General features: G+C 69.7%; 14 protein-coding genes. 10 read left to right on the plus strand and 4 right to left on the minus strand.

The window, feature by feature from the left end; all coding sequences use genetic code 11:
* Positions 1-7 precede the first annotated feature (7 nt).
* The gene (locus ABZ906_RS31380; RefSeq protein ID WP_361388481.1) at positions 8-742 is read right to left on the minus strand and encodes an ankyrin repeat domain-containing protein; all 735 of its coding nucleotides are present in this window, start codon (positions 740-742) and stop codon (positions 8-10) included.
* A 197-nt stretch (positions 743-939) separates the two neighbouring features.
* Between ABZ906_RS31380 and ABZ906_RS31385 the strand changes: the two genes are divergently transcribed.
* Positions 940-2,010, plus strand: coding sequence for a chitinase (locus ABZ906_RS31385; protein WP_361388789.1), 1,071 nt, complete (start codon positions 940-942; stop codon positions 2,008-2,010).
* A 1,125-nt stretch (positions 2,011-3,135) separates the two neighbouring features.
* On the opposite strand, the gene ABZ906_RS31390 is transcribed toward ABZ906_RS31385, so the two are convergent.
* Positions 3,136-4,485 carry a hypothetical protein gene (locus ABZ906_RS31390; protein WP_361388484.1) on the minus strand — a complete coding sequence of 450 codons (1,350 nt, stop codon included), beginning with the start codon at positions 4,483-4,485 and terminating at the stop codon, positions 3,136-3,138.
* A 152-nt stretch (positions 4,486-4,637) separates the two neighbouring features.
* Here ABZ906_RS31390 and ABZ906_RS31395 point away from each other — a divergent pair, with 152 nt between their 5' ends.
* The 8 genes from ABZ906_RS31395 to ABZ906_RS31430 all read left to right on the plus strand — a co-directional run bounded on the left by ABZ906_RS31395 (position 4,638) and on the right by ABZ906_RS31430 (position 11,203).
* Positions 4,638-5,000: a hypothetical protein gene (locus ABZ906_RS31395; protein WP_361388487.1), complete on the plus strand. Its 363-nt coding sequence runs from the start codon at positions 4,638-4,640 to the stop codon at positions 4,998-5,000.
* On the plus strand, positions 4,994-5,134 hold the full coding sequence (locus ABZ906_RS31400; RefSeq protein WP_361388490.1) for a hypothetical protein: 141 nt from the start codon (positions 4,994-4,996) through the stop codon (positions 5,132-5,134). Before ABZ906_RS31395 ends, ABZ906_RS31400 begins: the two co-directional genes overlap by 7 nt.
* Before the next feature lie 125 nt (positions 5,135-5,259).
* Positions 5,260-5,442: a hypothetical protein gene (locus ABZ906_RS31405; RefSeq protein WP_361388493.1), complete on the plus strand. Its 183-nt coding sequence runs from the start codon at positions 5,260-5,262 to the stop codon at positions 5,440-5,442.
* A gap of 85 nt (positions 5,443-5,527) precedes the next feature.
* Positions 5,528-7,111, plus strand: coding sequence for an asparagine synthase (locus tag ABZ906_RS31410; RefSeq protein WP_361388496.1), 1,584 nt, complete (start codon positions 5,528-5,530; stop codon positions 7,109-7,111).
* Positions 7,112-7,124: 13 nt separating this feature from the next.
* Positions 7,125-7,679, plus strand: coding sequence for a GNAT family N-acetyltransferase (locus ABZ906_RS31415; RefSeq protein ID WP_361388499.1), 555 nt, complete (start codon positions 7,125-7,127; stop codon positions 7,677-7,679).
* Between the two features lie 19 nt (positions 7,680-7,698).
* Positions 7,699-8,373 carry a class I SAM-dependent methyltransferase gene (locus ABZ906_RS31420; protein ID WP_361388502.1) on the plus strand — a complete coding sequence of 225 codons (675 nt, stop codon included), beginning with the start codon at positions 7,699-7,701 and terminating at the stop codon, positions 8,371-8,373.
* A 331-nt stretch (positions 8,374-8,704) separates the two neighbouring features.
* The gene (locus ABZ906_RS31425; RefSeq protein WP_361388505.1) at positions 8,705-9,100 is read left to right on the plus strand and encodes a hypothetical protein; all 396 of its coding nucleotides are present in this window, start codon (positions 8,705-8,707) and stop codon (positions 9,098-9,100) included.
* Between the two features lie 3 nt (positions 9,101-9,103).
* Entirely contained in the window at positions 9,104-11,203 is a 2,100-nt protein-coding gene (locus ABZ906_RS31430; RefSeq protein ID WP_361388508.1) for an ABC transporter substrate-binding protein, read from the plus strand.
* Between the two features lie 85 nt (positions 11,204-11,288).
* Here ABZ906_RS31430 and ABZ906_RS31435 read toward each other — a convergent pair whose 3' ends face one another.
* Positions 11,289-12,230 carry an RNA polymerase sigma-70 factor gene (locus ABZ906_RS31435; protein WP_361388511.1) on the minus strand — a complete coding sequence of 314 codons (942 nt, stop codon included), beginning with the start codon at positions 12,228-12,230 and terminating at the stop codon, positions 11,289-11,291.
* Positions 12,231-12,429: 199 nt separating this feature from the next.
* On the opposite strand from ABZ906_RS31435, the gene ABZ906_RS31440 reads away from it, so the two are divergent.
* Positions 12,430-12,915, plus strand: a complete 486-nt coding sequence (locus tag ABZ906_RS31440; RefSeq protein ID WP_361388513.1) for a carboxymuconolactone decarboxylase family protein — start codon at positions 12,430-12,432, stop codon at positions 12,913-12,915.
* 77 nt (positions 12,916-12,992) lie between these two features.
* Here the strand turns inward: ABZ906_RS31440 and ABZ906_RS31445 are convergent, their stop codons facing one another.
* Entirely contained in the window at positions 12,993-13,910 is a 918-nt protein-coding gene (locus ABZ906_RS31445; RefSeq protein ID WP_361388516.1) for an LLM class F420-dependent oxidoreductase, read from the minus strand.
* Between the last annotated feature and the right edge of the window lie 51 nt (positions 13,911-13,961).

The raw sequence follows: 13,961 nt of genomic DNA on the forward strand, positions 1-13,961 counted from the left end.
ACGTGCGTCACCCCAAGTCCGCGCGACCCTTCGCGCCTTGGGCAAGCAGCCACTCCACGACGTCGTCGGCGTTCTGCGCGCGGGCGATGTCCAGAGGCGGCAGGTCGTCGTAGCCGATCCAGTTCACGTCCGCACCATGCTCCAACAGGCGCTTTACTACCGACAGTTGGCCGCCGTGGCAGGCACCCCAGAAGGCGCTGGTGATCTCGGACTCGGCGGGGGAGTCAGGCGAGGCGAGGAAGCCTTCGACTTGTTCGAGCAGGCCGAGGGTGGCCGCGTCCTGCAAGTCCGCGCGGGCTCCGTGCTCCAGGAGCCTGCGGGCGGCCCGCCACTGGCCGAAGCCGCGCGCGTCGGCGAGCGGGGTGCCGCCGCCGATGACGGCTCCAGGCGCCTCGATGTCGGCGCCCGCCTCGATGAGGGCATCGAGCGCGGTGACATCGTCATTGCTGGCGGCCCAGTGCAGAGGCGTCTCGGAATGGGCGCCGATGAAGCGGGCGTCGGGGTCGGCGCCTGCCGCGACGAGGGCGGCGATGACCTCTTCGGCGCGGGGGTAATGCCCGGGCCAGTCGGTCGCGATGTGCAGGAGGCTGCGCCGACCCGCGGCGGGACCGTCCTGGCTGATGGCGCCGGTGGCCAGAGCGGGGTGGTCGGCCAGGAGCTGACGGAGAGCGGGGAGGTCACCCGTCCGGATCGCCGCGGTCACCGAAAGGGCCAGCGGATCGCGGGAGTCGAGGATGTCCATGCGGGCGAGGCCTCCTGCTCGATCGGTCTGGTCCAGACCTATTGACGGCAGGTCTGGACCACTTTACGGTGTGGGCCGTCGCACCCCTTACGTCTCCAGGCACCACAGTCCAGGAGGTAAGCGTGTCATCCCGAACCTCTCCCCACGCCCCCGCATCGCGCCGCGCCCCCTCCCGTCTTCTGGCGGTCGGTCTGGCGATGGCCTTCGCCGTGCCGCTGCTCGTCGGGGCCGCGCCCGACCGGGCGTCGTCGCCGGACCGCCAGGACATCACCCGGGCCGCCTCGGCAGCCGCCGGCGCCCCGGCGGCCCCGGCCGCCGAGACCTGCGCGGTCAAGTCGAAGCCCGCCGGCAAGGTGCTCCAGGGCTACTGGGAGAACTGGGACGGAGCCGCCAACGGCGTTCATCCGCCGTTCGGTTGGACCCCGATCACCGACACCCGCATCCGCGACCACGGCTACAACGTCATCAACGCCGCGTTCCCCGTCATCCGCTCCGACGGCACCGTCCTGTGGGAGGACGGCATGGACTCGACGGTGAAGGTCGCCACTCCGGCCGAGATGTGCCAGGCGAAGGCGAACGGCGCCACGATCCTGATGTCCATCGGCGGCGCGACCGCGGGCATCGACCTCAACTCCAGCACGGTCGCCGACCGCTTCGTCGAGACCATCGTGCCGATCCTGAAGAAGTACAACTTCGACGGCATAGACATCGACATCGAGACCGGCCTCGTGGGCAGCGGAAACATCAACCAGCTCTCCGCCTCGCAGGCCAACCTCATCCGCATCATCGACGGCGTCCTCGCCCGCATGCCGTCCAACTTCGGCCTGACGATGGCACCCGAGACGGCGTACGTCACCGGAGGCAGCGTGACCTACGGCTCGATCTGGGGCGCGTACCTTCCCATCGTGAAGAAGTACGCGGACAACGGCCGCCTGTGGTGGCTGAACATGCAGTACTACAACGGGTCCATGTACGGCTGCTCCGGCGACTCCTACTCCGCCGGAACCGTCCAGGGCTTCGTCGCGCAGACGGACTGCCTGAACAAGGGCCTGGTCATCCAGGGCACCACGATCAAGGTCCCCTACGACAAACAGGTCCCCGGCCTCCCCGCCCAACCGGGCGCGGGCGGCGGCCACATGCCCCCGAGCCTGGTGACCCAGGCCTGGAACCACTACAACGGCGCACTGAAGGGCCTGATGACCTGGTCCATCAACTGGGACGGCTCGAAGGGGTGGACGTTCGGGGACAATGTGAAGCGGCTGCTATAGCTTAGTTTTTCGAACTAGGCTTACTTGCAGGTCAGTTGGGGTCGTGCCCTTCGGGGTGCGACCCCGAATCTGTGGCCGTGCTGGATTGGTGCTGGATTTTCTGACCTGTCGTCACCCGTCATCAACCCTGGTTATCCGTACCGTGCTGGATGGGGGTTGGAAGGGGAGTGGGCGGCTGTTCACCGAACAGCCCGGTTAGGGGTGTTGTTCGCGGGAGCGCTGCCGGGTGGGCCATGGGGGTTCACGGCACGGGCCGCGGCCCTGCGCTGAATCCGAAGAATGAGGGCCCACCGACATCGTGCCCCCTCGGGCAAACGGGGGCAGCGTGTTCTTCGTCTGCTGGCGGTACAGCAGTAGAACCCACGCTGATCAGGCAAAAGGGTAGTTGGTGCAGCCTTCGGTCGAGGGCTGGTCCGGAAATGGTCCGGATCTTGGTCTGGCGGCGCCGATTCGGGGCATGCTGCGGCTGCAGTGCGAGCGATTGGGGGCGAGCGGGACTGGACGGGGCAGATGCTTGGCTGCCCGGACACTGGCCATCTGGGGTCGAGGGTGTGGTGGTGGACCCGCGAGATAGATCGATGTGCCAGGAGACGCGAGGCCCTGGGCAATTCCGTGTCCCCCGGCCCGAACCGCGCCGCGTGGCCGACCCGGCCCCGGAAGGGGGATTCGTGGTCGACCTTCCGTTCCTGGAGTTCAGGGGTTAGGGGGCTGCCAGCCGGGTGGGGCCTGCGGCCGAGAAGGCGATGGATCGTGCTTTCAGCCGCGAGGAGCACCAGCTCGGCATGGCATGCTCGCCGGCGTACCGGTCCGAGGGCGGTGGATCCGCGGCGACGGCCTCGGCGAGGCGCGGCACGAGGTACTGCTCGGAGTTCTGGGCGAGCGGGTGGAGGTGAACCGCCCCACGGACGCGGGGGTGTTCCGCAGCTGCGCGAGCAGCTCACCGACCGGCTCGGGTCCTCCCCGCCGACGCGAGGGTGTCCCGGAATTCGGGTCGGTGAAGTCGGCGGCCTGGCTCATTAAGCTGTTCTCACACTGCTCGGCGAGAAGCGTGAGATCGGCTTCAGGATCTGCGCCTCGGTTTCCAGCTTCCTAGTGGCAATGCGTCCGTTTCTCGTCTTCCAGTCTCTAAGCTTTGAGGGCTGCGACTTGCCGCGCCCGCCCCCCCAGTTCCTTCACCGGCCGAGCCCCGGCATGAGCCCGCATCTCCCGGCGCATCGTCCCGAAATGCTCGTCGCCGCGTGCGGAGGAGACGAGTTCGTATTCGTCCAGGAATCGATTCCAGGAGGCGCACGCCGCATCCAGATGTCCGTGGGCGAGCTGCCGCTGGGCCAGCAAGGCGTAGGAGTGCACGCGGCCCTGCCGCTCCTGGGCCGGTTGGACCTTGATGGAGTCCTGCAGTGCTTTGATGCTTCCGGGCAGGTCCCGCTCTTCGTACAGGACGTGCGAGAGGTGGAAGAGCCAGGCAGTGCGGTCGTATCCGCCCACCGCGTCACGCCGGTTGTCGGCCTTCGACAGCGCGGCCTCGGCCTCGCTCAGCCGGGTGTGGGCCTGTTTGCGGTCCTTGACCATGGATGCGGCGTGGGCCTGCTGGCCGCGCAGGAAGGCCACCAGGCGGGGGCCGGCCTGCGGTGCGGCCTCGGCGGCGCTGTCGGCGAATTCCAGCCCCTTGCGGCCGTGCCGAAGGCTCGTCATCTGCAACGACATGCCCCGCAGTGTGCGGCAGTACGTCACGTGATCCCCGGCCTCGTCGGCGAGTGAGAGGGCTTTGAGATACCAGCGCTGGGCGGCGGCGTGGTCCTTTTCGTACATAGCCATCCAGCCGGTCAGGTACGTCAGGTCCGAGGCTGCGGCCTTCATGTCGGCTGCGACGGGGCCCGAGGCCTGGGCCTTCATCCACGGCCCGACTGTATTCACCAGAAATGCGGCCGCCATCGGCCGTGCGTGGCCTGCACCGTCCTCGTCCAGGATGTCGGCGATCCTGACGGTGGTGCGCCGCACCGAGGCGACCTGCGAGCCGCCGATCCGGGTGGTGGCCTTGCCCGGTGAGACCGGATCGCTGGCGTGCGCCGCCGCCGTGCCGAAGACGGGCACGGCCAGCGCCGCGCTGAATACACCCGCGGCGAGAACGCCGCGTCGAGAGGGATCCATGTCCGCCCTTCCCAGGTCGATCAACTCCTCCACAGTGTCGAGGCGTTGCGAGCCGTCGGCGGACGTGGGGAGGGCCATGCCCGCTTCCTCGTGCGTGATGGGCCTGCCGAGTTTCTCAGCCAGGGCGGCCACCACAATCGCCCTGACCTGTTGTTTTGGCTGGTGCCCGCGCAGCCACATCGAAACGGACTGGCCGCTGTAGGTCAGCGGCATCCCGGCGAGGGCGCCGATGCGGTTCACGGCGCGGGCGAGCTCCTCGCGCTGGCATTGCCCCTGGTCAAGAAGGTTGGCCAGCCTGGTGTTCGGCGTACGCGTGGTGCCTGCCATGAGTGATTCTCCCGCCAGCTCCGACAGCTTTTACGGCGTTTACGTCCGCGCTATTCCTTCACGGTACCCGCGCAGCGTGACCGGTAGTTGGCTGTACGTCAGGAACCAGACGGAACCATCTCGTCCACCCCAGGGAGCCCACGGTGACCGCCATGACCACCCCTCACCACCAGACCAGCGACCCCGTGGACCTGGCTCTCGTCGACAACGCCGTCCACCGCGCCGAAGGACTCGCCGTCGCTGACCCCAGCAGCCGCCTCGCCGACGCCGTGGCCGCCGAACTGGCCATCTACCTGGCCGCGTTGATCACGCCCGCCGAGTACCACCTGGGCCGCATGCCGGGGCGCAGCCCTGCCGAGCAACGCGCTCGCGATGTCCTCGCCGACAGCATCAGCCACGCCAGATCCGTTCATCACGACCAGCAGACCGGCGCCTTCACCAACCCCGCCGCCCGGCTCTACCTCCTCGCCGGAGCGTGCCGTCTGCTCAAGAACGCGATGGTGCCGACGTGGTGAACCACTGGGAGGCCTACCGATCTCGGCGCCCGGTGCGCTCGACGGTGGCCGAGACGGTCATCACCACAGCGCTGGCCTCGATGGTCGTGATCGCCTTCAGCATGCTCCTCATCCACACCGTGGCGGGCGCCTGACGCCTTCTCCAACTCCCGTGCCGGGCCTGACCAGCCGCCCTCGCTCTGCTGCGAGGCGGCCCGGTACGGGGTCCTGCGGGCAGATCCGCCCGCCACCGAAGCACCACCGACGAAAGGAACCCACCGTGAAGCAACGCCTGGACCAGTCCACCAGCCTGCAGGCCACCACCCTCGGCGGCATCGATCTGGGTCAGATGTTCACCGACCGCGCCCAGTTCGACATCCCTGATCTTGCAACCCGCTTCGCCTACAAGAAGGAAGCAGGTTCCTCGGACACCAACCACGAGTACGACAGCCTCAAGGTCTGACCCGCCCCAGCGCCCGTGCTTGCAGGGCCCGGTCAGGCCCAGACCTCGCCCGGCCGGGCCCTGCACCGCGCCTCTTGGAGGACCCGTGCTCAAACTGCGCATCCAACCCGCCCCGATGAGCCGCCAGGCCGACGGCTGGGCGTGGAACAACACCCGCCTTCAGTGCGGCCCGTCGTGGGTCGCCCCGCTCGATCATCCGTCCCTGGATGCGATCGCCCTTACCGACCGCGACACCGGGCAGGCGCTTGTCCATGTCCGCGAGCGAGACGCCCACCGCGCGGGCGATGCCCGACGTGCCGTCGTGGAGCTGACCACAACCACCTTCCGCCAGCTTCGCGCGGAGCTCTTGGCCTGGCCCCTGAACTTCATCGCCATCGATCTTGCGCCCGACGGCACGGTCAGCGTCAGGGCCGGTGAACGCGGCACCGCCCCGCTGTATCTGACCGCCGCCGACGGTGTGCTGCACGGGTCGTGGACCACCGCCGACCTCGTCAAGCGCATGCCTCGCGTGGACTTCCATGTCGCCGAGACGGCGCGACTGCTCAGCCTGTGGTTCCGCTACAGCCACCACACCTGTTTCACCGGCCTGTACCGGCTGACCGAGCGCACAACCGCCCGCTACGACGGCCATGGACCGATCCGCTTCGAACAGCCTGCCCCGGCGCTGCACTCTAAGGCTCGCACTCTCGCCGACGATGCCGATGTACTGACCGCCTACGGCAGGATGCTCGATGCGGTGCTCGACCGGCACCTTTACGACCCGGACACCACCAGCGCGCACCTTTCAGGCGGCTTCGACTCGGCCATCACCGGCACCCACCTGTCCCTGTGCCACCCCGGAAGGATCACCGCTTCGGCCATGCTGCTCCCGGGACCCATGGGAAGGCAACAGCGCACACGTCGCGCCGAGATGCTCCGCACCGGGCGCTTTGGCACAGACATCACCACGCCGGCCCTGCCACCCCTGCACCCAGATGGACGCCGCGCCCTGAGCGGATACGTCTACCCCTACGAGGAGCCCTACCACGAGTCCACCGCCGCCCTCGTCTACCAACTGGCCGGGGCCGGCATCCGTACCGTGGTCACCGGGATCGGTGGAGACGAGATGGTCGCCCTCACTCCGCAGGAAGCCCCGCACCAACCCGTGGGCCCGGGGCACGCGATGACCGAGTGGCTGGGCCCCGCCGCCCGCGAGGCTCTGATGGACGTGGACGGGGACACCTGTCCGCCCGCCGTCGTCAACGAAATGACCCTGCTCGCCATGGCATCTGCCGCGCCGCTGCTGCTGGAGGCCGGGATCTGGCCGCTGCACCCCTTCGCTGATCCGGACATGATCCGCTTCGGCGAGTGGCTGCCCCGCTCCTGGCGCTCCCGCAAGAGCCTGCACCGCCGCAGGCTGGCCGCCCTGGGCCTGTCCGAACTGGTCGTCGAGCCACCCCTGCCGGAGAACTTCACCGACGTCATGAACACTGCGATCCGCACCACTCTGCCCGCACAGGTGTGGCGCCTTCTCGATCAGGGATCTCCCCTCATCGACGCCAAGCTCGTCGACGCCGACACCCTCACCCAAGCCCTGACGCGCATCGAATCCGGCGACATCCGCGCCACGGACGATCGCCTCGCCGACGTCGTCGCCGCCGACCTCGCCCACCGCGCCGCCCACCACTGAGAGCCTCAAAGACATGTACGTGATGCGCCCCGCCACCGCCCACGACCGCACCGCCTACGCCGACCTGATCCGCGCCCGCGCCGCCTGGATGCTGCGCACGGGCAAGATCGGCGGTGCGGACCTCCTCGAAGACGGCCGGGCTGAACAGATCGCCGCGCAGGCCGGGAACGGCCACACCCCTGTCTGGGCCCTGCTCGCCCCCGAGGGAGAGAGCATCGGCTTCACCAGCCTCTACGACCAGACCCCCGCATGGGGATGGACCGATAGCGAGCGCGCCGAGCCCGCGCTCTTCCTGGCCACCACCTTTACCCATCCCGACCACCGGGCCGCCAAGCCGGGCACCCTGATGGCCTGGTGGGCTCTGGCTCATGCAGCCCGCGCCGGGAAGCTCTGGGTGCGGCGCGGCTGCGGACACCCGGGACTCGTGCGCTACTACCGCGACCACCAGGGCTTCGACCTCATCCACGAAACCGAGCGAGGAGGCCACCCTGCCTACCTCCTGGCCCGCAAGGCCGAAGAGCTCAACCACCTGCCCGTCACCACCGACTCCGCCGGCACCTTCACCTGACTCCCCGGGAGCCGCACGTATGCCCAGCACCGTCACCGAGCAGGACGCCGCGTTCAACCGCAAAGCCTGGGACACCCTCGCCGCCACCCGCACCGGCCAAGAACCGTTCCTGTACTGGCACTTTCGCGACGCGCCGGGGCCAGGCGTCGAGCTCCTGGGCTCCCTGGCGGGCGCGACCATCGCGGAACTGGGGTGCGGCAACGGCAGCCACCTCGCCCACATTGCCCAGCACGGGGTCGCTCGCGGGATCGGTAACGACGTCTCGCCCGTGCGCATCCACCAGGCCGCCACCCAGTACGCCGGCCAAGAACGGCTGGAGTGGTGGCTCGGGGACGCCATCCGCATCACCCCCCACCTGCCGCCGTTGGATGCCGTGTTCTCCGTGTTCGGCGGACTCTGGTTCGCCGACCCCCACCAACTCCTGCCCGCCCTGCGCCAACGACTCAAGCCCGGCGGGCGGCTCGTCTTCTCCTGCATGACCCGAGCCCCCGGCGCTCCCGAAGGCCGCCGCCAGATGATCGTCTACACCCCGGCCACCGGCCGCGTCCCCGTTGTGCGATGGATGTACTCGATCCAGGGCTGGCTACGGATTTTGACCGAAGACGGGTACCGCGTCGACCGGGTCGACCAGTCCCACGACCCGCGCAACCAACGCGTCCGCAGCACCGTATTCGTCGCCCACACCGCCCGGTGATCTCGCCGCGCGGTGCTCTCGGAATTGGGCGTCGCGTACATCGGCGCCCGTGAGGGGCGGGCCATGCTGCTCCGGACCCGGTGATGTCTCTGTTCGGCGACAACGTGAAGCGGCTCTTCTAGCGCGCCACACCTAACTAGGCTCATGTACGCGTGAGTTGGGGTCGCACTCTTCCGAGTGAGGCCCCGATTCTGTGTGCGTGCCGGGGAAGTGCGCAGGGTCGGTGTGCTTCGTGCGGATAGGCCACGGGGGCGTCGCCGGATCTCTACCATGTGCAGCACTGCGGATCTGTGCCGGTAGAGGTAGAGGCAGAGGGAGAGGCGGGGGGGAAATGGGGCGGATGCAAGTCCGGCTCGCCTTCGGGGACGGGGACGGGGACGGGGACGGGGACGGCGGTGGCGGCGACCGCGCGTCTTCGCTGTACCGCTGGCTGATCGCGGACGGGGAACTGCGCGGGCGTGCCGAGGTCTCGTTGGCGGCCGCCGTGCCGGGGCGCGGGCACATGGGCGGCGCCCAGGACGTGATCGAGGTCGTCCTCGCCAACACCATCGCCCTGGGCAACCTGCTGGTCGCGGTGGCCGCCTGGCGCGGCTCACGCCCGCGGGCGCCGCAGGTGCGGGTGGAACGCGACGGAGTGACGGTCACCGTGGAGGACGGCTCGGCGGAGACGGTGGAGCGGGTTCTGCGGGCGTTGGGAGCAGGGGACGACCACAGAGACACGGAGTAGCGCGTGGCCGAACTCGCCGACCCGAGCCGCTCGGTGGCGGTCCTTGTGGGCGTACACGCGTACACGACGCTCCCTCCGCTCCCGGCGGTCAAGCAGAACCTCAAGGGTCTGGCGCGGGCACTGAAGGACCCCGGGATCTGGGGCCTGCCCGGCGACCGCTGTACCGTGCTCGACCAGCCGGACAGCGCCCAGACGGTCCTCGACACCGTGCAGCGGGCCGCCCGCCGGGCCGAGGACACCCTGGTCGTCTACTTCGCGGGCCACGGCCTGACCGACCCCCACACCGACGAGCTCTACCTCGCGCTGCCCGACTCCGACGTCGAACGCGAGTACACATCACTGCGCTACGAGTACCTGCGCCGTGCGGTCCTCGCCCCGCAGTCCCGGGCCCGCCGCACCGTGGTGATCCTGGACTGCTGCTACAGCGGGCGCGCGCTGATCGGCCGGATGAGCGCGAGCGGGCACCTCGCCGACCAGGCACTGGTCGAGGGCAGCTGCCTGCTGACGGCCTCCGCCGAAACCAGCGTGGCGCTCTCGCCGCCGGGCGAGAAGTACACGGCGTTCACGGGCGAGCTGATCACCGCCCTTACCGAGGGCGTGCCCGGGGCGCCCGATCCGCTCGACATGGAGAGCCTGTACCGGCATCTGCGCCGTGAGCTGGCGCAGAAGTCCCGGCCGCTGCCCCAGCAGCGCAACCGCAACACCGGCGGCCTGATCGCCCTGGCCCGCAACGTGGCCCCCGCTCCACCGGAGGAGCCCTCCCCGGAAGCCCCGGCCGCCCCGACCGCCCCGGAAGCCACGCGGGGGAGCCCGCCCGCCCCAATGCGCCGCCGCATCAGCAGGAAACGTACGGCCGTGTCCCTTGCGGTACTTGGAGCTGTCGTCGCCACGACATCCGTGGCGGCCGCGCTCAGCCTCCGCGACAAGGACGCCAACGGGTCGAACGACTCTTCCTCGGGCGGAGCGGGAGCAAAGACGGTCGTCACCATCGGCGTGGACGTCCCCATCACCGGAAAATTCGCCCCCTACGCGAGCGGCATCAAGAACTCCGCCGACCTTGCCGTCAGACAGGCCAACAAGGACGAAGCCGTGGACGGCGTCACCTTCAAGATCAAGGTGTACGACAGCAAGAGCCAGTCCTCCGAAGGACGGCGGAACGCCGCTGATCTGGTGAAGGACAAGGACATCATCGGAGTCGTCGGTCCGATGGGGGACAAGACCGCCGCAGCGATGCAGAAGCCGCTGGACGCGGCGCATCTGGCGCTCGTGTCCCCCGGCGCCACCGCCGAGTCGCTGACACGGGGAGTCAAGTGGCAGAGCGCCGAGCCGGACCGTCCCGCCGGGTCCTTCTTCCGGACGGTGCCCACGAACGCCGTCCAGGGGTACGTCGGCGCGCGCTTCCTGCACCGTGAGGCCAAGAAGTCCAAGGCCTACGTCATCCACGACACGGGGAACTACGGAGCCAGCCTCGCGGCCGGATTCGAGACCGAGTTCAGAAAGCTGGGCGGCAAAGTGGTCGGCGCCGACCACGTCCACGCGCAGGACGAGGACTTCTCCGCCGTCGTGGCCAGGGTGAAGAACTCCGGTGCCGACGTCGTCTATTACGGGGGCGAGGCACCCGCGGCGGGGCGGCTGGGGGCCCAGCTGGAAAAGGAGGGAGCCGATGTGGTGCTCGCCGGGGGCGATCTCCTCTTCGGCGACGAGTTCAGGACGACCGCCCGCAAAGGCGCCGAGGGCGCCTACATCACCGTCCGGCCGAGCCCGGATGGCCTGGTCCACGGCAAGAAGTTCGTGAAGGACTACAAGAAAGCCGACTACAAGGAGAGCTACGGCCTCCTGGGCGGCTACTCCTACGACGCGACCCGGGCGATCATCCACGCGGTCGGCAAGGTGGCGGAGAGAGGCGGCAAGCTGCCGGAGAACCCGCGCGCCAAAGTCGTCGAGGCCCTGCAAGGGGTCTCCCTCACCGGGGCGATGGGCCGCATCTCCTTCGACCCGTACGGGGACGTGAACGACCAGAGTTTCGCCGTGTACACGATCCGAGCAGGCCAGTGGGACGTCGCCAAGAGGTCCCTGGAACAGTACTCACGAAGCAACTTCTGACGTGCTCGTACGTGCTCGTGCGCGGTCGGCGGTGGCGCGCCCCCGATGCGGGGTCGCCCACGTTCGGTGGTCTGTCCTCCCGGAATCAGCGGCCCACCGCCGTCTCCCGATCGACGCGGGACAGCTTCTGCGGGTTGCGGACGGCGTAGAGCCCGGTGATGAGGCCGCCTTCCAGGCGGACCGCCAACACGGAGTCGATCGCGCCGCCCGTGCGCAGGATCAACGCGGGGCAGCCGTTGACCTGCGCCGGGTGCAGGCTCGCGGAGGCGAGCCTGCCGAGTACGGCGGTCACCTTCTCGGCGCCCACGACGGGCTCCAGCGCGGCCCGTACGACTCCGCCGCCGTCGGTCAGCAGGACGACGTCCGGGGCGATCAAGTCGAGCAGGCGCCGCAAGTCGCCCGTCTCGACGGCCTGTTGGAAGGCGGTGAGCGCACTGCGTGACTGGGCCGGTGAGACGACCTCGCGGGGGCGGCGCGCCGCGACGTGGGTTCGTGCGCGGTGGGCGATCTGGCGGACCGCGGCGGGGGTCTTGTCGACGGCCTGCGCGATCTCGTCGTACCCGAGATCGAAGACGTCGCGCAGCACGAACACGGCCCGTTCGGTCGGGGCGAGGGTTTCCAGGACGAGCAGCATCGCCATGGAGACGCTGTCGGCCAGCTCGATGTCCTCGGCGACATCGGGCGCGGTGAGCAGGGGTTCGGGCAGCCAGGGGCCGACGTAGGTCTCCTTGCGCCGACGCAGCGTGCGCAGCCGGGTCAGGGCCTGGCGCGTGGTGATGCGCACCAGGAAGGCACGCCGGTCGCGCACCGTTTCCTGGTCGATGTCCGCCCAGCGCAGCCACGTCTCCTGGAGCACGTCCTCGGCGTCGGACGCGGAGCCGAGCATCTCGTAGGCGACGGTGAACAGCAGGTTGCGATGGGCGACGAACGCCTCGGTGGCCGCGTCCGTGCCCCCGGCGCGGGAGTCGTGCCCGCCCACGCCGGTCTCCTGCCGGGTGCGCTGCTCCTGCTCCGTGCGCTCGTCCATCGTCGGCTCCCGCCCGTCGCGCCTCATGTGCGTGTCACCCACAAGTCGCCGCTCGCCGCCCTCCTGTGACACCCGGGCCAGGTGGCGTGCGTCACATCGGGGTGCTGTCACAGGGCCGGGGCCGCCGGCGACTCATGGGCATCAGGACGCCGCACGGACGATCCGCGCGGCACACGATCCCACGAGCGAGGACATTCTGATGGAACCCCGTATGAACCTGTTCGCGAACGAGACCGGCGCCAAGATCGGCAAGCGGATCTACGCCGTCAGCCAGGTGATCCACGAGTCGACGCTGCCCAAGGCCACCCGGGAGCTGGTGCAGCTGCGCGCCAGCCAGATCAACGGCTGCGGCTTCTGCGTCGACATCCACGGCAAGGACGCCGCAGCGGCAGGCGAGAGCGCGGCCCGCCTGAACCTGGTCGCCACCTGGCGCCACTCCACCGTGTTCACCGAGCCCGAGCAGGCCGCGCTGGCCCTCACGGAAGAGGGCACCCGCATCAACGACGGCCACGAAGGCGTCCGTGACGAGACCTGGGCCCGCGTCCGCAAGCACTACGACGAGGACCAGACCATCGCCCTTGTCGCCCTGATCGCCATGATCAACGCGACCAACCGCCTCGGCGTCATCCTCAACAACCAGGGCGGCGCCTACGAGCCCGGCAACCTCGCCACCGTCGCCGGCTGACCACCACCCGCAGCGCCGGGCCGCCCCGTTCCCTGTCACACGCCTTCGCGGGGCGACCCGGTGCACATCACATCAGCTCAGCCGTTCGCCAGCTCTCCGAGCAGTTTCCAGGTGCGGCGGCGGTCCGCGTCGCCGGCGAGTTCCGTCGAGGTGAACACCACCTCCGTCGCCCCGGCTTCCTGATACCGGCGTACCTCGGCGGCGACGGTCTCCTCGTCGCCGATGACGGCCAGGTCGGCGGCCCGGGTGGCGCCGGAGAGGGCGATGACGCGCTGGTAGGAGGGGAACTGCTCGTAGAACGCGAGGGCCTCGGTCGCGGTCTCCCGTACCCTCTCGGCGTCGGCCGTGACGACGCCGGGCACGAAGGCCACGATCCGGGGCGCGGGGCGGCCCGCCGCCTCGGCCGCGGCGGTGACGGCCGGGACGATGTGCTCGGACAGCGCGCGCGGACCGGCCAGCAACGGCAGGATGCCGTCCGCGAGTTCACCCGAGACGCGCAGTGCCTGCGGAGCCATCGCGGCCACCAGGAGCGGCACCTGCGGCTCGGCGCCGGGCACCCGCGCGGGCAGGGGCGTGGTGGCGGTGAGCAGCTCGCCATGGAAGTCGGAGGTGCCCGTCTCCAGCAACTGGCGGATGGCGGTGAGGAATTCGCGCAGGCGGCCGATGGGACGCTCGTGGGGGATGCCGAAGGCCTCTTCGGTCAGCTTCTTCGTGCCGAGCGCGAGGCCCAGGTGGTAGCGGCCGCCGGTCGCGGCCTGCGCCGTCTGGGCCTGGCTGGAGACAAGCAGGGGGTGACGGCCGAAGACCGGGATCGCCGAGGTGCCGACATGCAGTCCCGGCACCTCCCGGCCGACGATCGCGGCGAGCGTGGGGGAGTCGTACGAGAAGGTCTGGCCGAACCACGCGGAGCGCAGTCCGGCCTCGTGGGCCTCCCGCGCGAGGTGCACCGTGCCGTCGACTCGGTCCTGAAGTGAGAGCGCTACTCCAATGGTCATACTCACGGCAACCGCCGGTCGCGCGCCCGCCATTCCGGCTCGTCTATGACA

It is taken from the genome of Streptomyces sp. NPDC046925 (genome assembly GCF_040644915.1).
Taxonomy (GTDB): Bacteria; Actinomycetota; Actinomycetes; order Streptomycetales; family Streptomycetaceae; genus Streptomyces.